22 protein-coding genes are annotated in these 19,824 nt (G+C 44.8%); 3 read left to right on the top strand and 19 right to left on the bottom strand.

Annotated elements, in window-relative coordinates; all coding sequences use genetic code 11:
• Positions 1–45: 45 nt before the first annotated feature.
• Together FQV26_RS04030 and FQV26_RS04025 are read left to right on the top strand one after the other, a co-directional pair.
• A complete protein-coding gene (locus FQV26_RS04030) occupies positions 46–1,578 on the top strand; it encodes a hypothetical protein (protein WP_146556080.1) in 1,533 nt (510 codons plus the stop codon).
• Positions 1,575–4,298, top strand: a complete 2,724-nt coding sequence (locus FQV26_RS04025) for a DEAD/DEAH box helicase (RefSeq protein ID WP_146556079.1) — start codon at positions 1,575–1,577, stop codon at positions 4,296–4,298. The genes FQV26_RS04030 and FQV26_RS04025 overlap by 4 nt, the downstream gene beginning before the upstream one ends.
• 62 nt (positions 4,299–4,360) lie before the next feature.
• Here FQV26_RS04025 and FQV26_RS18685 read toward each other — a convergent pair whose 3' ends face one another.
• Positions 4,361–4,504, bottom strand: a complete 144-nt coding sequence (locus FQV26_RS18685; protein ID WP_169314366.1) for a hypothetical protein — start codon at positions 4,502–4,504, stop codon at positions 4,361–4,363.
• A 25-nt stretch (positions 4,505–4,529) separates the two neighbouring features.
• Positions 4,530–4,940 (bottom strand): single-stranded DNA-binding protein, encoded by a 411-nt coding sequence (locus FQV26_RS04020; protein ID WP_146556078.1) that lies wholly within the window; start codon positions 4,938–4,940, stop codon positions 4,530–4,532.
• A gap of 291 nt (positions 4,941–5,231) precedes the next feature.
• Here FQV26_RS04020 and FQV26_RS04015 point away from each other — a divergent pair, with 291 nt between their 5' ends.
• Positions 5,232–5,669: a YwpF family protein gene (locus FQV26_RS04015; protein WP_146556077.1), complete on the top strand. Its 438-nt coding sequence runs from the start codon at positions 5,232–5,234 to the stop codon at positions 5,667–5,669.
• Between the two features lie 119 nt (positions 5,670–5,788).
• Here the strand turns inward: FQV26_RS04015 and fabZ are convergent, their stop codons facing one another.
• The 17 genes from fabZ to upp form a co-directional block, all read right to left on the bottom strand.
• The gene (fabZ, locus tag FQV26_RS04010) at positions 5,789–6,229 is read right to left on the bottom strand and encodes a 3-hydroxyacyl-ACP dehydratase FabZ (RefSeq protein ID WP_146556076.1); all 441 of its coding nucleotides are present in this window, start codon (positions 6,227–6,229) and stop codon (positions 5,789–5,791) included.
• 15 nt (positions 6,230–6,244) lie between these two features.
• Entirely contained in the window at positions 6,245–6,508 is a 264-nt protein-coding gene (locus FQV26_RS04005; protein ID WP_146556075.1) for a DNA-directed RNA polymerase subunit beta, read from the bottom strand.
• A 130-nt stretch (positions 6,509–6,638) separates the two neighbouring features.
• Positions 6,639–7,673, bottom strand: a complete 1,035-nt coding sequence (mreB, locus tag FQV26_RS04000) for a rod shape-determining protein (RefSeq protein WP_146556074.1) — start codon at positions 7,671–7,673, stop codon at positions 6,639–6,641.
• Positions 7,674–7,899: 226 nt separating this feature from the next.
• Positions 7,900–9,198 carry a UDP-N-acetylglucosamine 1-carboxyvinyltransferase gene (murA, locus tag FQV26_RS03995; protein WP_146556073.1) on the bottom strand — a complete coding sequence of 433 codons (1,299 nt, stop codon included), beginning with the start codon at positions 9,196–9,198 and terminating at the stop codon, positions 7,900–7,902.
• A 351-nt stretch (positions 9,199–9,549) separates the two neighbouring features.
• Positions 9,550–9,783, bottom strand: a complete 234-nt coding sequence (locus FQV26_RS03990; RefSeq protein ID WP_146556072.1) for a DUF1146 family protein — start codon at positions 9,781–9,783, stop codon at positions 9,550–9,552.
• Positions 9,784–10,360: 577 nt separating this feature from the next.
• A complete protein-coding gene (locus FQV26_RS03985) occupies positions 10,361–10,765 on the bottom strand; it encodes a F0F1 ATP synthase subunit epsilon (RefSeq protein WP_146556071.1) in 405 nt (134 codons plus the stop codon).
• A 24-nt stretch (positions 10,766–10,789) separates the two neighbouring features.
• Positions 10,790–12,205 carry a F0F1 ATP synthase subunit beta gene (atpD, locus tag FQV26_RS03980; protein WP_146556070.1) on the bottom strand — a complete coding sequence of 472 codons (1,416 nt, stop codon included), beginning with the start codon at positions 12,203–12,205 and terminating at the stop codon, positions 10,790–10,792.
• Positions 12,206–12,308: 103 nt separating this feature from the next.
• The gene (atpG, locus tag FQV26_RS03975) at positions 12,309–13,166 is read right to left on the bottom strand and encodes an ATP synthase F1 subunit gamma (RefSeq protein WP_146556069.1); all 858 of its coding nucleotides are present in this window, start codon (positions 13,164–13,166) and stop codon (positions 12,309–12,311) included.
• Between the two features lie 173 nt (positions 13,167–13,339).
• Complete coding sequence (gene atpA / locus FQV26_RS03970; RefSeq protein ID WP_146556068.1) at positions 13,340–14,848, bottom strand: F0F1 ATP synthase subunit alpha; 1,509 nt, start codon at positions 14,846–14,848, stop codon at positions 13,340–13,342.
• A gap of 28 nt (positions 14,849–14,876) precedes the next feature.
• On the bottom strand, positions 14,877–15,407 hold the full coding sequence (locus tag FQV26_RS03965) for a F0F1 ATP synthase subunit delta (RefSeq protein WP_146556067.1): 531 nt from the start codon (positions 15,405–15,407) through the stop codon (positions 14,877–14,879).
• Positions 15,404–15,925: a F0F1 ATP synthase subunit B gene (atpF, locus tag FQV26_RS03960; RefSeq protein ID WP_146556066.1), complete on the bottom strand. Its 522-nt coding sequence runs from the start codon at positions 15,923–15,925 to the stop codon at positions 15,404–15,406. Before atpF ends, FQV26_RS03965 begins: the two co-directional genes overlap by 4 nt.
• A 158-nt stretch (positions 15,926–16,083) precedes the next feature.
• Entirely contained in the window at positions 16,084–16,308 is a 225-nt protein-coding gene (atpE, locus tag FQV26_RS03955; protein WP_006829234.1) for a F0F1 ATP synthase subunit C, read from the bottom strand.
• Positions 16,309–16,367: 59 nt separating this feature from the next.
• The gene (gene atpB / locus FQV26_RS03950; RefSeq protein ID WP_146556065.1) at positions 16,368–17,078 is read right to left on the bottom strand and encodes a F0F1 ATP synthase subunit A; all 711 of its coding nucleotides are present in this window, start codon (positions 17,076–17,078) and stop codon (positions 16,368–16,370) included.
• A gap of 27 nt (positions 17,079–17,105) precedes the next feature.
• On the bottom strand, positions 17,106–17,477 hold the full coding sequence (locus FQV26_RS03945; RefSeq protein WP_146556064.1) for an ATP synthase subunit I: 372 nt from the start codon (positions 17,475–17,477) through the stop codon (positions 17,106–17,108).
• A 3-nt stretch (positions 17,478–17,480) separates the two neighbouring features.
• Positions 17,481–17,702, bottom strand: coding sequence for an AtpZ/AtpI family protein (locus FQV26_RS03940; protein WP_146556063.1), 222 nt, complete (start codon positions 17,700–17,702; stop codon positions 17,481–17,483).
• Between the two features lie 235 nt (positions 17,703–17,937).
• Entirely contained in the window at positions 17,938–19,056 is a 1,119-nt protein-coding gene (gene wecB / locus FQV26_RS03935) for a non-hydrolyzing UDP-N-acetylglucosamine 2-epimerase (RefSeq protein WP_146556062.1), read from the bottom strand.
• Positions 19,057–19,075: 19 nt separating this feature from the next.
• Entirely contained in the window at positions 19,076–19,705 is a 630-nt protein-coding gene (gene upp, locus FQV26_RS03930; protein WP_146556061.1) for a uracil phosphoribosyltransferase, read from the bottom strand.
• Between the last annotated feature and the right edge of the window lie 119 nt (positions 19,706–19,824).

Raw genomic sequence — 19,824 nt, 5'->3', positions numbered from 1 at the left:
AGAAAGTCGTATAATAGAAGGAAAGTTTATTTTGGGGCGATGCATATGGCTACGGTTCAATCCCTGGCGAAAAGATTCGAAGATACGATTCACAATTATATGGCTGCTATCGACAAATCACTTCTACCGACGCGTGCGTTGGATGAGGAAATGGTTCGAAAAGCAGTCTTTTTAGTGCGCCATGACGGCGTACAGATTCAGTCGTTCAATGAAGAACGCCTCTTGCTTGAAGCAATTGTCAAAGATGCACATTCAGTAAAAGTAATACTTAATTTCGATAAACTTACGGCAATTTGCGCCTGTCCGCAGGACTCGATGTGCCGACACCGGCTGGCGGTCATTTTTGCGCTTTACCAAAAAATCGGTTCTCTCTCCGAATGGGTTGCTTCGTGGCGGGAGCCGGAAAACAAGCAGCTAACCTTGCTGGCGGAAAAACGTTCTCCTGAGCAGTGGACGACATTGATTCGCAGCATCTGGCGTGATGCCATTCCAGATTATACTACGCGCAATTATTTCTATTTTGAACAAATGTATGATGGCCGTCTAAAAAACGCTTTATCCTATGTGCCGTTGGAACGTGAATGGAAGGTGCTTTACCGCGCTTATGCCCATTTTATTTCATTGACAGAGGTGTGGTCGACTTTTATCGCGGGCACACAAGAAGTCCATCATTCGTTCTTTAAGACCTGGTTTGACGATGAACTGCATGAATTACGCGATTTGCTGGGCCAGCTGCGTGGGCAGCACCGCACATTCGAAGCAGATGCTTTTTTTGAACACCTGAAAACCTTGATCCGTGAATTCATGGAAGTGAAAGACAGCTCGTTTTCACAGCGTTTTACCCTTTATCAATTGTTTTGGAACAATCTGTTCACGAACAACAAGCTGCGCGAAGAAGAGTTAACTGCGCTGAAAAATCCTGATGAACGGCTAAAAGCCTTTTTTGCGATCATTTTGAAAAAGGAATTGGATGCTAAAAAAATCTCACCCAATGAGACGCATGACTGGGTCGAACTTGCAGTTCTTGCTGAAAAAGAAAACCATCGGCAAGCATTGACCACTATTCTGATGGCAATCAAACCGCATGTGAAAACCTTCTTGTTTGAAGGGCTCTATACGCAGTATCGTCACCAATATGTACGGACACTGAGCCGTTTGTTTTCTCAAATCGAGTTGAGCGAATTGGACTGGGAAGACTTGTTCAAGCAATTTGGCCATTACGGGCTCCCCGCCTATTCCGCTTATTTAATCGAAAAGCAATTATACAAACAGTGGGCAGAGCTGCACCATCTTCATAATTCGCCTTTGTATTTCGCTGAAGAATGTGGGCTCAAAGAAGTGCAGACAGCGGCACCGGATTATGTACTGCCGCTATTCCACCGGTACGCACTCGCTCATCTTGAAGAACGCAATCGCCCGAGTTATAAACAGGCTGTCCGCATTTGGAAAAAGATGAAAGCCGCCTGCAAAAAGAGCGGCCAAATGGAGTTCTGGACAGCGTACATCAATGAAATCCGCACACAGAACAAACGCCTGCGTGCACTACAGGAAGAGATCGAGAAAGGAAATCTTATATGAATCAATTCCAAACTGAAGGAAGCCGCCTCTACTATTTAACAATCAACCGTGGAGAACTTTTCCGTATCCAGGCGACCAATGAAGCCGGCAACCGGATTCCTCCGGAAATCTGGAAACCGTATTTGTATTTTCTCGATAAAGACAGCTTCTTCGGATTGACGGCACAGACTGATGGCTTAGATCTGGTGCTGACTCCTGCTGATTTTGTCCGTCTGTTCCAAAGCGAACCTCACCATTATGTGACGTTTGCCGGGCAGCGTGCAGAAGATGAAAGCTGGTTAAAGCTAGCTGGAAAAGTAGCCGATTCGTTAAGCGATCCCGATTTATGGGATCATGTTTCTGTTGAAGGCAGTGAGATTATCATTAGCGACAAATATGGCGACGACGAAATCCGGGCTTTCCTTGGCGATACCATTCAGCATCAATTGCGCCAGAAAGGTTTATCCGTTGCCCAATTGCCTTATATCCAAGGATTTGTCCAACAGGCTGGTTGGCAAGGTTTGCCGGATGCGGATGATTACGTTGTCGCTGTTCAATTGAGCGAACCGGATGCGGATGAATACTGGTCCTTCAAAGTCGTCATGCGCTCAAAACGGGGCAGTGTTTATTGGTCCCCTTCCAAGCGACGTGCAGATGAACCGATCGACAAGGCCCTTCCGGAAAAGTGGCGGCCTTTTGCAGAAGACATTAAAGAACGTCAATCCTTGCTGTTGAGCTTGTGCCCTTCTGTCGATCGGTATGACGAAGACCGCTTTTACCGGGTGGAATGGACCGATGCGGAAATTCTTGAATTTCTGCGCAACGATGCAGAAATTTTGCAGGCATTCGGCATTGAAGTATCAATCCCTTCATGGTTGAAAGCTGTCCAGGAATCGAAAATCCGCGTCAAAGCCAATGTCAACTCACCGATCAAGAAAGCGTCGGTTGTCGGACTTGACCAGATTATCAATTTTGACTGGCAGTTCTCCTTGAACGGGCATGAACTCAGCATGCAGGATTTCCAGCGCCTTGTTACCGACAACAAGGAATTTATTCGCATCGGCAATGAGTGGGTGCGCGTCGATTCAAACTTGTTGATGCAATTGCGCAAGATGATTGAAGAAGCCGAAGATGCGGACTGGACCATCAAAGACATGCTGTTCCAGAACGTTCCTGAAATCATGTTGGAGGAGACAGCGGATGAAGAAGATCCACTGGTTGAATTCCATTTGAACCGATCGCTGAAAACTTTGCTTGATAAGTTATTGGATAAACGCGACTTGCCGGAAACGGTCCTGCCGCAGAATCTGCTGACCGAGTTGCGTCCTTACCAAAAAATCGGCTTTGATTATCTGGTCTTCATGCGCGAAGAAGGCTTTGGCCTTTGTCTTGCGGATGATATGGGGCTGGGCAAAACCGTTCAGCTCATTACGTATTTGCTCCACGTCCATGGAAAAAATCCGGAGCGGCCATCACTGATTGTCTGCCCGACTTCCGTACTCGGCAACTGGCAAAAAGAATTGGAGCGTTTTGCGCCTGATTTGAAAGTTGTCACCCATTACGGCAGCATCCGGCCGAAAGGCGAAGAATTCACTGCCTTTTTAGCGGAAGAAAAACCGGATGTCGTATTATCGACTTACGGCATCGCGTCTTCTGACGACGTGGAAATGCAGAGCCTGCACTGGGCAAGCATTACACTCGATGAAGCACAGAACATCAAGAATATGTATACCAAACAATCGCGGACAATCCGGAAATTCAAGGGTGATCATCATATTGCCTTGACAGGAACACCGATTGAAAACCGCCTGTCTGAATTATGGTCGATCTTCGATTTCATTAATAAAGGCTACTTGTACCGCATTAAGCAATTCCAGGAAAACTTTATGATTCCGATTGAACGCGATAATTCTGAAGAACATAAAGAAAAATTACGTCAGCGGATTCAGCCGTTCCTGCTGCGCCGGACGAAGAAAGATCCGGATCTGCAATTGAATTTGCCAGAAAAGCAGGAACAACTGGAGTATTGTCCACTGACGCCGGAACAAGCCGCACTATACGAAGGTCTCGTTCAGGATACGGTGCAGAAAATGGAGACGCTCACAGGTTTCGAGAAAAAAGGGCTTGTATTAAAAATGCTGAGCAAGTTAAAGCAGCTATGTAATCATCCGTCTCTGTATTTAAAAGAGCCGTATACGAGCGCCGCTGAAATCATGCCCCGTTCTCAAAAACTGGAGCGCATTGTGACCTTGGCCGGGGAAATTGCGGAACGCGGGGAACAATGTTTGATTTTTACCCAATACATTGGGATGGGGCATTTGCTGCAGCAGGCCATCAACGAACTGTATGGCCATGAAGTGCCATTCCTAACGGGCAGCATGCCGAAACAACAGCGTGATTCTTTAGTTGCCTCTTTCCAGGCCGGTAAATTCCCGATCTTCATCCTGTCTCTGAAGGCGGGAGGGACTGGGCTTAACTTGACCGCTGCGACACACGTACTGCATGCGGACAGATGGTGGAATCCGGCTGTTGAAAACCAGGCAACAGACCGTGCTTACCGCATCGGACAGACTCAATTCGTCCATGTCCATAAATTCGTGACCATTGGGACAATTGAAGAAAAAATCGATTCCCTGCTGGTGCAGAAGCAATCGATGTCTGAAGAATTCATTCAATCCAGTCAGTGGATGACCGAGCTTTCGGATAACGATCTGAAGGAACTGTTCACCTATTCAATTTAACGAGCTTTAAATAATCCGGCCAGGTCCCCACCTGGCCGGATTCCCCTTTTAGACGTGAATACTCACCCTTTTTGAACGGAACGGAAGATCGATTTCAGTTCACTTAGTTCCCGCTCCGCCTCTGCCAAACGTTGATGAAGCAAAGCGGTTAGTTTGATCAATTGCTCCATATGCACTTCCAGTTGCAGCTGTACATCTTTTGGCATCGCTAAGTGCCTCCTTTTTAGTTGCTTATACGTTTACTTGTTCCGTCCCCGGCGGCTGAAAATCGAAGTCTGCATCAGACTGCGGTATTTCTTGCTGAGGGACGGTTTCTTCTTGTGATTTTCTTCTGTCGAGGAAGCGAATTTGATCACCAAGCACTTCCGTCACGTAAATGCGTGTTCCGTCTTCTTTGTCGTAAGAACGCGACTGCAGACGGCCAGTGACAGCGACCAGTGAACCCTTGACGCAGTATTTCGAGACATTGTGGGCAGGCTTCCCCCAAGTAGAACAAAGAACAAAATCTGTTTCTGTCTCTCCTTTCTGGTTTTTGTAATTCCGGGAAATTGCTACGATGAAGGAAGTATGTACGCGGCCTTCATTCATCACACGCATGATTGGATCTTTGGTTAAACGCCCTACAATTCCGACTTGATTCATTTTCTCACCCCCTTTCGCTTACATGAAGCATACTAAGAAGATTGAATTCTTTGCAAAACCGGAAAAATAATTTTTAAGGGATTTTCCGCTTCCATATTTCATTTTTGGAGTCTTCCCAAAAATTATTTCTGGTTGTATTTGGTGAAATGATTGAGTTTCCACAAAATGATGTCTTGAATTAAAAATGACTTTTAGAAGAATATCCGTTTTTTTCGCAGCCTATTTTCCGTTCGCCCGCAAAATCTTCTATATGCTATACTGAAACAAAGCTAGTATTGGAGGCATCGCTGAATGAAAACATTTAAAATGCTGTCACTGGGGATTGAAAAAGATGATGAAGTCGCCGATTATCCAGTACATGACGGCATCATCATCAACCAGGAAAACAATGAACGTTCATGGATTCTTGAAATGCTGGTCGACTTGTCACACCACGAAACCTTCGAAAGCTTAAAGCAAACCGAGGAAACGATAGCTGTCCAGGTCGTGATCTCCTATCCAGGAAATGAACCGGCTCCTTTTGAAGTGGTAGTCCATGCTGTAAAAATTATGGGTGATCATATTTCCGTATTGATGAAAGGCACCTTGAAACGGGCTCGCCGGAAATACGCGGAAACCCTGCTTTCAGAGCTATTGGAAGATGGACTTGAAGGACAGGAGCTGCTGGATCGCTTTGAAACCGATATGCGTACGCGTCCGGGTCTTCGCAAAGACGAGTCAAAATCATAACGAGTAATCGCCATCAATAAAAAAAGCAGTTCCTGAAGGTCAAAAAAATGACTTTCAGGAACTGCTTTTTTTCTATGTGGATGCAGTGAGTCTTGTCACTATCGTTGTATTGCTTGGAATCACTTTTTTTCAGCAACTGGTCCTAATGCAAAGAGAATATCGCATTCACAAGCGATTTCACCATCTACAGTGGCAATTGCATGGCCCTTGCCCATAGAACCGCGCAATTTCGTCAATTCGACTTCCAGACGCAATTGATCACCTGGTACGACCTGACGTTTAAAGCGGCAGTTGTCGATGCCTGTGAAAAACGCCAGACGGCCTTTATTGGCTTCCAGCTGCAGGACAGCGGCTGCGCCAACCTGTGCCAGCGCTTCAACAATCAAGACACCCGGCATTACCGGGTAGCCAGGAAAATGCCCATTAAAAAATTCTTCATTTGCTGATACGTTTTTTAATCCTACAGCTTTTTTACCGGCGTCGATTTCTAAAATGCGATCCACCATTAAGAATGGATAGCGGTGCGGTAAAATTGCTTGAACTTGTTCTGTTGTCAACAATCGATTCATCTCCTCTTATTTTCCACTCATAATATCCAATATGTGCTGCCAGGTTTCCCATTTCAGTGCATCGGCCGGTTTACCGTCCCCAATGACACCAAAGCCCACCATCGCCCCTAAAACAGCGGCTAAGGCGATTAGCGCAATCACAATGACAATACGGAGCCAGATTGGAAACAGGCGGATTTGAACCCACCATGTCTTTTTCGGCTCTTGAGTTTCTGATGCTTCTTTTTTAGCTTTTTTCCGAATAGGAAAGTTTTTTTTCAGCTCAGCCATTCACTCCGTCAACCTTTCCATCTACTGAATTCCCGAAATACGGGCAAAGTTCGCTCATCTCACTAGTACTCAGTAGAGATGCGTTCCCTCTGAGTGAAGTTTCACTTTATACAAACTGTAGTTATTATAACTAGAATACGCTTTTTTTGCTATCTGCAATTTGGCTTTGTTTCTTTTGGCGAAAGATGCTCTCTTTTGCTTCCAGCATTAAGCCGGTGCCCAGCGCGACACATTCCATTGGATTTTCCGCAATGGAAACCGGAATTTCCAACTTCTCGGCCAGCAGTTGGTCCAGTCCATCGAGTAAAGCGCCACCGCCTGTCAAAATTGCTCCGCTTTCAATAATATCTGAAGCCAATTCCGGTGGTGTTTTCTCTAATACCATCCGGGCAGCCTCCACAATCGTTCGAACCGATTCTCTCAAGGCTTGTTCAATTTCCATCGAATGGATGACCAGCGTTTTCGGATAACCAGTCATCATATCACGGCCACGGACTTCCATTTTCTTTTCTTCAGCGCGTTTGATTGCTGTACCGATTTCAATCTTGATCTTTTCAGCAGTCTTTTCTCCGATCAACAACTTATGATGGTGTTTGACGTACTTCATGATTTGCTGATCAAACCGGTCACCGGCTGTTTTAATCGTCTCGCTTGTGACAATGTCACCCATGGACAAAACGGCGACATCCGTTGTTCCGCCGCCGATATCGATCACCATACTGGCATTCGGATGATAAATATCCAAGCCGGCTCCGATGGCAGCAACTTTCGGTTCCACTTCGACGTACACTCTCTTTCCACCCGCTTTTTCAGCGACTTCCTGAATAGCGTTCTGTTCAATGCTTGTGACGTTCGTAGGGCAGCAAATCAAAATACGCGGCTTCGTCATGAAGCCTTTCAATTTCAAGATGTGAATAAAATGCTTTAGCATCGCTTCAGTGACATCAAAATCATGGATGACTCCATCTTTCAACGGCCGAATTACATCAATATGCTTGGGCGTCCTCCCCATCATTTTGCGTGCTTCTTTCCCGACAGCCAGCACCTGATTGGTCTTCCGATCCATTGCCATTACTGAAGGTTCGTTCAAGATGATTCCCTTGCCCTTAACATATATCAATACATTCGCAGTTCCTAAATCAATTCCGATATCTTTTGAAAACATCAAGCCCGCACTCCTTCTGAACCATTAATCCCATCTCATCAACCAGTAAGGGTAAAGACCTTACTGATTGGAGTTTCTCTACATTTTTATGTATTAAAAAAGATTCTCTTAACTGAATATTTTATCATAGTGAGGATCGCATTGACAAAAATTCATCAATTCATACAATAACATTAAAAAAGCTTGCGAAGCTGATAACCAGCGCCGCAAGCCCTATATAAAACGATTAGACCAATTGCTCAACTTTTTCTTCAGCCTGTTCAACCGTTACCCGCTCAATATCAGCGCCTAAGGCTTCCAGTTTTAAATGAAAGTCAACATAGCCACGATCTAAATGATAAAGTTCGTTGACCCGTGTAATTCCGTCTGCAGCAAGTCCAGCTAGAATCAATGCGGCTGCGGCTCTTAAATCCGTAGCTGCAACTTCAGCTCCTTGAAGTGATGAGGGACCTTCCATGATTACTGAACGTCCTTCAATTTTAACCGATGCATTCATGCGGCGGAATTCTTCCACGTGCATAAAGCGGTTTTCAAAAACGGTTTCTGTCAAGATGCCGTTACCTGTAGCAGTCAGCATCAATGACATCATCTGTGATTGCATATCAGTTGGGAAACCTGGATGCGGCATTGTTTTAATATCAATAGAGCGAAGTGGACGGTTTGCGCGGATGCGTAACCCTTCTTCTGTCTCCTGAATATCAACACCCATTTCACCCATTTTGGAAATTAATGCTGTCATGTGTTCAGGCACAGCATTTTCAATAATAACATCGCCTTCTGTGATTGCAGCTGCAACCATAAATGTACCTGCTTCAACGCGATCCGGAATAATGTAATGCTCAGCGCCATGTAATTCTTCTACGCCTTCGATACGCATTGTATCTGTACCAGCACCGATAACGCGGCCGCCCATTTCATTGATGTAATTTGCTACGTCAACGATTTCAGGCTCCTTGGCAGCATTTTCAATGAGTGTTGTACCTTCTGCCAAAGCGGCAGCCATCATGATGTTTTCAGTTGCCCCTACACTCGGGAAATCCAAATAGATTTTTGCCCCGCGTAAACGGCCAGTTGTTTTTGCTTCCACAAATCCGTTTCCAATCGTAATGCTCGCGCCCATCGCTTCAAAACCTTTTAGGTGTTGATCGATCGGACGTGACCCTATTGCACAACCACCCGGTAAAGCTACACGAGCAAATCCATTACGCGCAAGGACTGGTCCCATTACCAGGATCGAAGCACGCATTTTGCGCACATACTCAAATTGCGCTTCGCTTGATAAAGTTGCTGAAGAATCGATCAGCATTTCATTTTTTTCGGGAAAGTACTCAACGGAAACGTTCAAGCTTCTTAACACTTCCTGAATAGTATAAACATCCGCTAAATTAGGTACTTCTTTGATGATACTCTTGCCTTCTGAAGCTAGTAAAGCCGCAGCTAATACCGGAAGAACTGCATTTTTGGCACCTTCCACCCGTACTTTCCCTTTTAATTTTTGGCCGCCTTTTACAATAATTTGATCCACTGATATGCCCTCCATGTGTTTAATAGTCATCTATATGTATCCATATACGTTTAAAAGTCCAATGTCATAATTTAGAAACAAAACCTTACTTATACTAACTTTTTATTTAGTAAAAAACAAGCAACTATACTCACATTTTGCGCTATTTTTTCATCAACGCGTAACATTATTCGAGAAGCTGTCTCTTTTTATGTCCGTCAGGGCTAAAAGTCACATTTTAACTTCGAGCTACTAGACCTTTTCCCCTCTATCCTATGCTTAAACATTATACACGAATTTATTTCCTAGGAAATAAAATTTTTGCCGTTTTGCCATAGCCATGAGCTTCAGAGCCATGGCAAAACGGCAATTTTAAAACAAATAAGGCAATTGCCTTGACCAAGTTGAAATATTTAGGAAAAAAGTAGATACCATGGTCCCGATCGCAATGCTGAGAAAAATATAAAGAATTTGTGCCTGCAGCACATGATGTTTGTGTATCCATTTTTCGAACATTACAGCACGCATTGCATAAAAAGCGACGCCCGTGAAGAAAATGTGACTGAAAATTGATATTAAAGCTGTTTGACCAATCATGGTTTCCATCTTATCCATCCTTTCGCAAGCGAATTTTATATTCTTTGAAATTGGTTCAACGAATTTTGAAACCTTATGCTCTTATTTTTATCATTCTATTTTACTCTCATGTCTCGCTGTATCTTTAACTTCAGGTCAGAATTCTAAAATGATCTGCTTTAATTTAAAATAGAAAAAGCGGACAAAAGTCGAATGCCCTTCTGTCCGCTTCATTTCTTTATTGTCCAGCTTCAACGGCCAACTCCTCGGACTTAAGCTGCCCTTCCTATGCGGCAAAAAGCGCCGCTTCGGAAATTCATTTTAAGCCCGTCGGAGCTGAACGGCCGCTTTCGCTTTTCTTTATTGGCCAGCTTCAGCGGCCAACTCCTCGGGGTCTTAAGTCAGCCTGGCTATGCGGCAAAGAACGCCGCTTCGCCATTCTGCCTTAAGCCTGTCGGAGTTGAACGGCCGCTTACGCTTTTCTTTATTGTCTAGCTTCAGCGCCTAGATTCTAGGGTCATAAGTCATCCCAGCTGGGTGGCAAAGAGCGCCACTTCGCTGGTCTGCCTTATGCACGTCGAATCTACACAGGCGCTTTCGCTTTTCTTTAAATGTTACCCTCATAAACGTTGATACGATTCATCGCACGCTTTAACGCCAATTCTGCACGTTTAAAGTCGATTTCATTTTTATTTGCCTGTAAAAGTGCTTCTGCACGTTTAGCGGATTCCTGAGCACGTGCCAGATCAATGTCTGTAGCGCGTTCAGCCGATTGTGCAAGAATGGTCACTTTTTCAGGGCGAATTTCAAGAAATCCGCCGTTTACAGCAACCAATTCTGTCGAGTTCTCTTTTTTCAATCGGACTGCACCGATTCCAAGAGGAGCGACTGTCGGAATGTGGCCGGGCAGAACGCCCATTTCGCCTGTTGCTGTAACTGCAATAACCATAGATACTTCTGAATCGTATACCGGGCCGTCGGGAGTGACAATATTGACTGTAATGGTCTTCATTTTTTTCCCTCCTGGTCCCTGGTTTTAGACTTCTACGCCCATGCCTTTTGCTTTTGCAATAACATCTTCAATGCGTCCGACCAAACGGAAAGCATCTTCTGGCAAGTGGTCATATTTTCCATCAAGAATTCCTCTGAATCCTTTGATCGTTTCTTGAACAGGAACATAAGAACCTTTTTGGCCTGTGAATTGTTCAGCAACGTGGAAGTTTTGAGAAAGGAAGTTTTGGACACGGCGTGCACGGTTAACCGTCAGCTTGTCTTCATCACTTAACTCATCCATACCAAGGATTGCGATGATATCTTGTAGTTCTCTGTAGCGTTGAAGCGTTTCTTGAACTTCACGTGAGATTTTGTAATGTTCATCGCCAACAATTTCAGGTGACAATGCACGTGAAGTTGAAGCCAAAGGATCCACCGCTGGGTAGATACCCATCTCAGAAAGTTTACGCTCAAGGTTAGTCGTTGCATCCAAGTGGGCGAAAGTTGTAGCCGGAGCCGGATCCGTATAGTCATCGGCTGGTACGTAAATCGCTTGGATCGATGTTACTGAACCTGCGCTTGTAGTTGTAATACGTTCCTGTAATTGACCCATTTCTGTAGCAAGTGTCGGTTGGTAACCAACGGCTGATGGCATACGGCCAAGTAGTGCCGATACTTCAGATCCTGCTTGTGTGAAACGGAAGATGTTGTCGATGAAAAGAAGAACGTCCGCGCCTTGTTCGTCACGGAAATATTCTGCCATTGTCAAACCGGACAAAGCAACACGCATACGTGCGCCTGGCGGCTCGTTCATCTGGCCGAAGACCATTGCCGTTTTCTTGATAACGCCAGAATCGCTCATCTCGTGGAATAAGTCATTTCCTTCACGTGTACGTTCGCCAACACCAGCGAATACGGATAAACCACCGTGTTCTTGAGCAATGTTGTTGATCAATTCCTGGATAAGAACTGTTTTACCTACACCGGCACCACCGAAGAGACCGATTTTACCACCTTTAATATAAGGGGCAAGCAAGTCAACAACTTTAATACCTGTTTCAAGGATTTCAACTTCTGTAGAAAGATGTTCGAATGTAGGTGCTGAACGGTGAATTGGATCACGGCGCTCTGTTAACGGAATTTCTTCCCCTAAATCGATAATCTCGCCAAGTACGTTGAATACACGGCCTAATGTTACATCTCCAACTGGAACAGAAATTGCTCTGCCCAAGTCAGTTACTACTGAACCACGCTGCAATCCATCAGTGGATTCCATTGCGATTGTGCGTACTGAATCGTCACCAAGGTGAAGAGCCACTTCAAGCGTTAATACGACTTGAGCTTGGTTGGGACGATCAATATTTACAGTTAGGGCATTGTAGATAGCTGGAAGTTGACCATTAGAAAACTTGATATCTACAACCGGTCCCATAACCTGAAGAACGTGTCCTGTGTTCATGCTGTTCCCTCCTGTCTTACTTTTTTAGAACTCCCCATCAGGGATGTTCGCAATTTATAGATAAGCAAACTTCAGTGCCCATCTGCATGGGCACTTCCATTTTTTATTCCAATGCAGCTGCTCCGCCGACAATCTCAGTGATTTCCTGAGTGATTGCCGCTTGGCGTGCACGGTTGTATTGAAGTGTCAATCCATTAATCAAGTCAGACGCATTATCGGTCGCGCTCTTCATTGCAGTCATGGATGCAGCATGTTCACTTGCTTTGCCGTCAAGAACGGCCCCAAAGATCAGGCTTTCCGCGTATTGTGGAAGAAGAACTTCCAAAATCGCTTCTGCTGAAGGGTCAAACTCATACGATGCAGTAGACCCTGTCGGTTGAATATCCGTCAGCGGCAAGACTTTTGTCTCTGTGACTTCTTGTTGAATAGCTGAAACAAAGTGATTGTAATACATATAGACTTCGTCATACGTACCATCTGAGAACATACCAACAGCTTTGCGCGTTATTTCTTTAATGTCCGAAAATGTCGGATGGTCAGGAAGCGCAATTGCACTTTCGAGAATGGTCATTCCTTGTTTTGTAAAGAATTCCTTCCCTTTCCGGCCGACACTTAGGATAACAAAGTCGTCATTGGATGTATGCCGTTCACGGATTCTGTTCATGACAGTACGAAGAATATTACTGTTATATCCGCCTACAAGGCCACGATCCGATGTGATTACTAAATAAGCTGTTTTCTTTACAGGGCGTGCAGTCATCATCGGGTTGCTTGTGTCCGCAGACCCAGCTGCGATGGATGCTACCACGTCCTGTATTTTATTCATGTAAGGAACGAACGCTTTCGCGTTCACTTCCGCACGGCTTAGTTTAGATGCCGAAACCATTTGCATGGCTCGTGTAATCTGGCTCGTTTTCTTGGTTGACGTAATACGTGTTTTTATATCGCGTAAAGATGCCACTGGTATTTCACCACCTTATTATTTTTTCTTCATATTCGAACCCGGTATTACCCCGCTTTAACGGGCAGTATGTCTCCCGCATTTACATGCAGGAGATCAACTGACCGTAAAAGTCCGATTGGATCAACTAGTATTCAGTGGGGTTAAAGCCCCCCACTGAATACAGTTTCTCTTTACTCTGATTTTGCGAATGTGCGCTTGAATTCGTTGATCGCTGCACCAAATGCGTCGTCAGCAGGCAAACCTTGAGTTGTGCGAATAGTATCCAAAATGTCTGTGTGGTTAGAATCCAACCAGCTTGTCAATTCAGCTTCAAAGCGAGAAATATCGTTGATGGCGATGTCGTCAAGGAATCCACGAGTCAACGCATAGAAAATCACAACTTGTTTTTCAACTTTGATCGGGTTGTTTAAGTCCTGCTTCAAGACTTCAACTGTACGCTTCCCGCGCTCAAGTTTCGCAGCAGTCGCAGCATCAAGATCTGAACCGAACTGAGAGAATGACTCAAGTTCACGGAAAGCAGCCAAGTCAAGGCGCAATGTACCCGCAACTTTTTTCATTGCTTTGATCTGAGCTGAACCACCAACACGTGATACAGAAAGACCCGCATTGATTGCTGGGCGTACACCTGAGAAGAATAGATCCGATTGAAGGAAGATCTGGCCATCCGTAATCGAGATAACGTTTGTTGGAATGTATGCAGAGATATCGCCAGCTTGAGTTTCAACGAACGGCAATGCTGTGATTGATCCTGCTCCAAGAGTTTCGTTCAACTTCGCAGCACGTTCAAGCAACCGTGAGTGCAAGTAGAAAACGTCTCCTGGGTAAGCTTCACGGCCTGGTGGACGACGAAGCAATAGTGAAAGTTCGCGGTAAGCAGATGCTTGTTTTGTTAAATCATCATAGACGATCAACACGTGCTTGCCTTCAAACATGAATTCCTCAGCCATTGTGATGCCCGCGTAAGGAGCAAGGAACAATAATGGAGCTGGTTGTGAAGCGGAAGCCGTTACAACAATTGTGTAATCAAGCGCTCCGTTTTTGCGGAAAGTTTCTACTACGTTACGTACAGTAGATTCTTTTTGTCCGATTGCAACATAAATACAGATCATGTCTTGGTCAGCTTGGTTCAAGATCGTATCGATTGCTACAGAAGTTTTACCTGTCTGACGGTCACCGATGATCAATTCACGCTGTCCACGGCCGATCGGCACAAGTGCATCAATCGCTTTGATGCCTGTTTGAAGTGGTTCATGTACCGATTTACGGGCCATAACCCCTTGAGCAGGGCTTTCAATTGGACGAGATTTTGTCGTGTTGATTGGTCCAAGACCGTCAACAGGCTGTCCAAGTGGATTTACTACACGTCCGATAAGTTCAGGTCCTACCGGTACTTCCATAATGCGGCCAGTCCGACGTACTTCATCGCCTTCTTTAATGTCTGTGTAAGGGCCAAGGATAATGATACCAACATTGTTGGCTTCCAAGTTTTGCGCCATACCAAGGACACCAGTTGAGAACTCTACAAGTTCTCCAGCCATGACGTTGTCGAGGCCATGAGCGCGCGCGATACCATCACCAATGGTGATTACTGTACCAACGTCGTCAACTTTCATCTCTGATTGATAATTTTCAATCTGTTGTTTGATCAGACCGCTGATTTCTTCAGCTTTGATGCTCATGTATGTCACCCTCTCATAATTTCATAAATTAACCGATTAATTGACGCTGCAGGCGTGACAATTTGGTGCTCACACTGCTGTCGTAAATGCGGTTTCCGATTTGAAGACGCAATCCGCCGATTAACGATGGATCGATGATGTTTTCAATTCGTAAAGATTGTTTGCCGATTTTCTTTGAGAAAACCGAAGAAATGGATGCGCGCTCTTCTTCCGTCAAAGGACGTGTAGAATATACTTTTGCATCTTCAATTCCCTGTGCATTATTGGATAATGCGACGAACTCGTCAACCATAGAGCCGACTTCATTCAATCGTTTGCGTTCTGCCATCAATTGAAGTGTATTTACGACAAGCGGATTCGCTTCTTTAAATACTTCATTGATCAAGTTTGTTCTTTTATCAGCTGAAAGTTTTGGAGAAATGATCAAATTGTAAAGCTCCGGAGTCATTTCGAAGACTTTTTTCACTTCACGAAGATCCTGTTCTACCTCCAAAGCCGATTCATGCTTTTGAGCGACTTGGAACAATGCTAGAGCGTAGCGTTCTGCAACTTGACTCACTGAACTTCGCCTGCCTTCGCAATCGTTTCATTAATCAACTGGCGGTTGTCTTCCTCAGAGATTTCTTTTTCAAGCACTTTCGTAGCAGCAAGCAATGACAATGCCACAACTTCTTCACGAACAGCTGAAATAGCTTTATCTCTTTCGTTGGCAATTTCTTGAACCGCAGCTTCTTTCATGCGGCCAGACTCAGCACGCGCTGTCGTAATGATTTCCTCACGCGAAACTTCGCCTTGCTTTTTAGCGTTTTCGACGATTTCTTGTGCTTGTGTACGCGCATCTTTTAGAAGGCTGCGCTGCTCATCAAGCAATTTTTGTGATTCTAGACGGCTGTTTTCAGCAGTTTCGATTTCACTCTTGATCAAATCTTCACGCTGTTGCATTACGCCCATCAAAGGACCCCATGCGAATTTCTTCAAAAGCAACATTAGCAAAATGAAGATGACAAGTGTTGCGATAATGTCTCCAATATTCAAAAACTCCCCGGTTGCACCGAGTACGAGGTGATCAAAAAACACGATTGTTTCACTCCCTTCAAGAGCCTAAAATACAATTTCTTCTATAGTAAGATCTTTGTCTGTGTAAGATGGATTTTCAAAAGCAAATTGCTTCATACAAGTTTAAATGGCGAAAACCATATCGAAGCATCCCCACCATTTAACTTTTTGTATAAATACTATTGGTTCATAACGATGAACGCGATAACTACGGCGATGATCGGCAATGCCTCAACCAATGCAACCCCGATGAACATTGTTGTTTGTAGAACGCCGCGTGCTTCTGGCTGGCGAGCGATACCTTCAACTGTTTTTGAAACGATAAGACCGTTACCGATACCTGCACCTAGTGCTGCTAAACCTACTGCGATTGCTGCTGCTAATAAACCTAATGAACCTGTCATTGTAATGTGTCCTCCTCAGGATAGTTGTTTTTTTGTTTGCTCTACGAGCAGTTTTATACTCAATGGTCGTCGGCAACTTTATGCGATAAATAGACCATCGTCAACATAACGAAAATAAACGCTTGGATCGCCCCGATAAAGATCGAGAACCCTTGCCATAACATCATTGGCAGAATGGCTGCTGCAAATCCGAAAATACTTGCTGATGCGAGGCCTGCCAACAAAGTCAACAAGATTTCCCCCGCATAGATGTTACCGTAAAGACGCAGACCGAGTGTCAGCGTATTTGCGAATTCCTCAATGACTTTCAGTGGGAATAAGAATTTCATTGGCTTGATGTAGCCGGCTGAATATCCTTTTAACCCCTTCAGCTTGATGCCGTAATAATGACTCAAGATGAGTACCATTGCGGCTAACGTCATTGTTACCGTAGGATCGGCTGTCGGTGATTTCCACCAAAGATTGTCATTGACAACTATTGCAAATGGAAGCCCTAACATATTCGAAACAAAAATGAACATAATCAGAGTAATTCCAAGAACATGGAATCGGCCACCATCTCTCCAGTCCATATTGCTGTTAATAATCCCTTTCACGAAATCCATGATCCATTCCATGAAGTTTTGCATGCCCGTCGGTTTGAGCTGCAAGTTTCGTGTAGCGAAAAAAGCAATAAGGAATACGATAAGAGCGGCCACAAGTAGCATCATAACGTTCGATAAGTTGAACCAGATCCCGAACACCTCGAGCATAGGAGCGCCATGTTCCACGATAGTTTCACCTCTCTTTCCACTTTGTTAATGGTGTTTCACGTGATAAACAATCCGCTCTGTTAATAACAGAACATAAGGGACCATCAACCCAATTACCGTACTGACCAAGTGAATGTGCTCTGCGAATAAAATGGCAATCGCCACAGCTGCAACACCTGATGCAAACCGCAATGCCGTTCCAAGCGAACGAACTTTCGAGCCTTCAGCCACCGCACGGTCGAATTTCTCCATCCGACGAACCAGGATCCACATATTGTAAATGCCGAACAAAGTTCCGATTATGAGACCTGCGAACACTTCTTGATAAGGGGTAAACCCCCAACCAATAACGCAGAACGCCCAGATGAAAAAAATCATCTTTTTCAGCCTTGTATAAATCTCCCTGAGTCCATCCATTTTCTACTTGTCTCCTGATTCGAATTTGCGGACAGTCTGAAGCATTGCCCAAACACCGGCAGCGATGCCTATGAATAGGCAGATGATCATGAAAAACGGTGCGGTTCCGACTTTTTCATCGAGCCACATACCTGTGAACACACCGATGAGCACGGACCCGACAAGTTGTGAGAGGATGGCGCTGTAAATTGCCATCGCTTGTAAGGGACTTTTTGTTGGGCGCATGATAACTCCCTCGAACTTCGTTGATTTGACATTAAACCCTTAAAAAGAGCAGTCGCATCAGGCTTCCAAGACCACATAATCTATGTAAGAAAACCTTCTCATGCATACCCTTTGTAAGCATACAATAGGGGTAAAATCATGTCAATTAGTAGAAGTGAAAAACTTCACAAGCGATTTTCCACTGACATATTGTCGACAAACTTTGAAAAGAAATGCGGAATCGGCTGTTTTTTCTTTACAGCTTTGAAAAATAACCATGCAATGCTTCAACGATCCGGGCGGATGCTTTGCCGTCTCCATATGGATTCGATGCTTGGGACATGGCTTTATAAGCTTCTTCATCCGTCAGCAATTCTTTCGCCATTCCGTAGATCGTTTCTTCGTCTGTTCCTGCAAGTTTCAAGGTTCCAGCAGAAATGCCTTCAGGACGCTCAGTCGTATCGCGCAAGACCAGTACCGGCTTGCCAAGTGAAGGCGCTTCTTCTTGAATTCCGCCTGAGTCAGTCAGAATAAAGAACGAGCGAGCCGCAAAGTTGTGGAAATCCAGAACTTCCAGCGGTTCAATCAAATGGATACGTGGATCACGGCCTAATACTTCGTCTGCCACTTCACGCACAGCAGGGTTCATATGTACCGGATAAACCACTTGAATATCATCGTGCTCTTCAATCAGGCGTTTAATGGCCCGGAACATATTGCGCATCGGCTGGCCGAGGTTCTCGCGGCGGTGTGCCGTCAATAGGATCATGCGGTCAGTGCCGATTTTCTCCAAAATTGGGTGCGTATATGTTTCGCGCACGGTTGTTTGAAGTGCATCGATGGCTGTATTGCCCGTGATATGGATTGTTTCTTCTTTCTTGTTTTCATCCAGCAGATTCTGAGCAGATTTTTCAGTTGGCGAAAAATGAATATCCGCCATGACTCCCGTCAGCTGACGGTTCATTTCTTCTGGATAAGGTGAGTATTTATTGTGCGTACGCAAACCTGCTTCCACATGTCCGACGGCCACCTGATTATAAAAAGCAGCAAGACTGGCAGCGAAGGTTGTGGTTGTATCGCCGTGCACGAGTACGATATCCGGCTTGGCTTCTTTCATGATTGTATCCAGCCCTTGCATTGCCCGCATTGTGACGTCGGTCAATGTCTGGCGGTCCTTCATGATGTTCAGATCAAAATCAGGCGTGATCTGAAACGTATCCAACACCTGATCCAGCATTTCACGGTGCTGTGCTGTCACCGTTACCAACGGTTCGATGGTCTCAGGGTGTTTTTGAAGTTCCAACACAAGCGGTGCCATCTTAATGGCTTCTGGACGCGTACCAAATATCGTCATTACTTTCCATTTTTTCGTCAAGCTGATGTACCCCGCTCTCTTATTTCGTTCCGAATAATCGGTCTCCAGCATCTCCAAGACCTGGAACGATGTATCCTTTTTCGTTTAACTTCTCATCAAGTGCTGCAATGTAGATGTCGACATCTGGATGCGCTTCTTGAAGTGCTTCTACACCTTCAGGAGCTGCAATGATGCACATGAAACGAATTTTCGTAGCGCCGCGTTTTTTCATTGAGTTGACTGCTTCGATTGCAGAACCGCCTGTCGCAAGCATTGGATCAACAACGATGAAGTCCCGCTCTTGTACATCGGAAGGCAATTTCAAGTAATACTCGACCGGCTGCAAGGTAACCGGATCGCGGTATAAACCGATGTGTCCGACTTTAGCAGCTGGAATCAGTTTCAAAATTCCATCGACCATGCCGATGCCTGCACGCAAAATAGGTACGACACCTAATTTTTTTCCTGCAAGAACTTTGGAAGTTGCCAGTTGAACCGGCGTCTCTACCTCGATTTCCTGCAACGGCAAATCACGTGTGATTTCAAAAGCCATCAATGTAGCAATTTCATCAACCAATTCACGAAACTCTTTCGTCCCTGTCGACTTGTCACGGATGTACGTCAGCTTATGCTGAATCAGCGGATGATCAAAAACGTATACTTTTCCCACGGCCTATCTCTCCTTTTTGAACATTATCTTAAATAGTATAACAGAAAATCATTGGCTCAAGTTGCCAGATCCCGCTTTGTCATTATTCAGTTATTTTCGCCTATGCTTTATTTCTCCAA

The organism is Planococcus sp. CPCC 101016 (assembly GCF_007859295.1).
Lineage (GTDB): Bacteria > Bacillota > Bacilli > Bacillales_A > Planococcaceae > Planococcus.
This window is presented reverse-complemented; position numbering and strand designations above follow the sequence as displayed.

Excerpts from the sequence above, each read along its gene's own strand:
- FQV26_RS03990 (WP_146556072.1), bottom strand. The coding sequence starts at position 9,783 with ATGGAAACCATGATTGGTCAAACAGCTTTAATATCAATTTTCAGTCAC.
- FQV26_RS04020 (WP_146556078.1), bottom strand. The coding sequence starts at position 4,940 with ATGAATCAAGTCGGAATTGTAGGGCGTTTAACCAAAGATCCAATCATG.
- FQV26_RS04025 (WP_146556079.1), top strand. The coding sequence starts at position 1,575 with ATGAATCAATTCCAAACTGAAGGAAGCCGCCTCTACTATTTAACAATC.
- FQV26_RS04005 (WP_146556075.1), bottom strand. The coding sequence starts at position 6,508 with ATGGCTGAGCTGAAAAAAAACTTTCCTATTCGGAAAAAAGCTAAAAAA.
- FQV26_RS03985 (WP_146556071.1), bottom strand. The coding sequence starts at position 10,765 with ATGAAGACCATTACAGTCAATATTGTCACTCCCGACGGCCCGGTATAC.
- FQV26_RS03945 (WP_146556064.1), bottom strand. The coding sequence starts at position 17,477 with ATGGATGGACTCAGGGAGATTTATACAAGGCTGAAAAAGATGATTTTT.
- FQV26_RS03940 (WP_146556063.1), bottom strand. The coding sequence starts at position 17,702 with ATGCGCCCAACAAAAAGTCCCTTACAAGCGATGGCAATTTACAGCGCC.
- atpD (WP_146556070.1), bottom strand. The coding sequence starts at position 12,205 with ATGAACACAGGACACGTTCTTCAGGTTATGGGACCGGTTGTAGATATC.
- FQV26_RS04015 (WP_146556077.1), top strand. The coding sequence starts at position 5,232 with ATGAAAACATTTAAAATGCTGTCACTGGGGATTGAAAAAGATGATGAA.
- atpA (WP_146556068.1), bottom strand. The coding sequence starts at position 14,848 with ATGAGCATCAAAGCTGAAGAAATCAGCGGTCTGATCAAACAACAGATT.
- FQV26_RS18685 (WP_169314366.1), bottom strand. The coding sequence starts at position 4,504 with ATGCCAAAAGATGTACAGCTGCAACTGGAAGTGCATATGGAGCAATTG.
- FQV26_RS04030 (WP_146556080.1), top strand. The coding sequence starts at position 46 with ATGGCTACGGTTCAATCCCTGGCGAAAAGATTCGAAGATACGATTCAC.
- atpE (WP_006829234.1), bottom strand. The coding sequence starts at position 16,308 with ATGACAGGTTCATTAGGTTTATTAGCAGCAGCAATCGCAGTAGGTTTA.
- mreB (WP_146556074.1), bottom strand. The coding sequence starts at position 7,673 with ATGTTTTCAAAAGATATCGGAATTGATTTAGGAACTGCGAATGTATTG.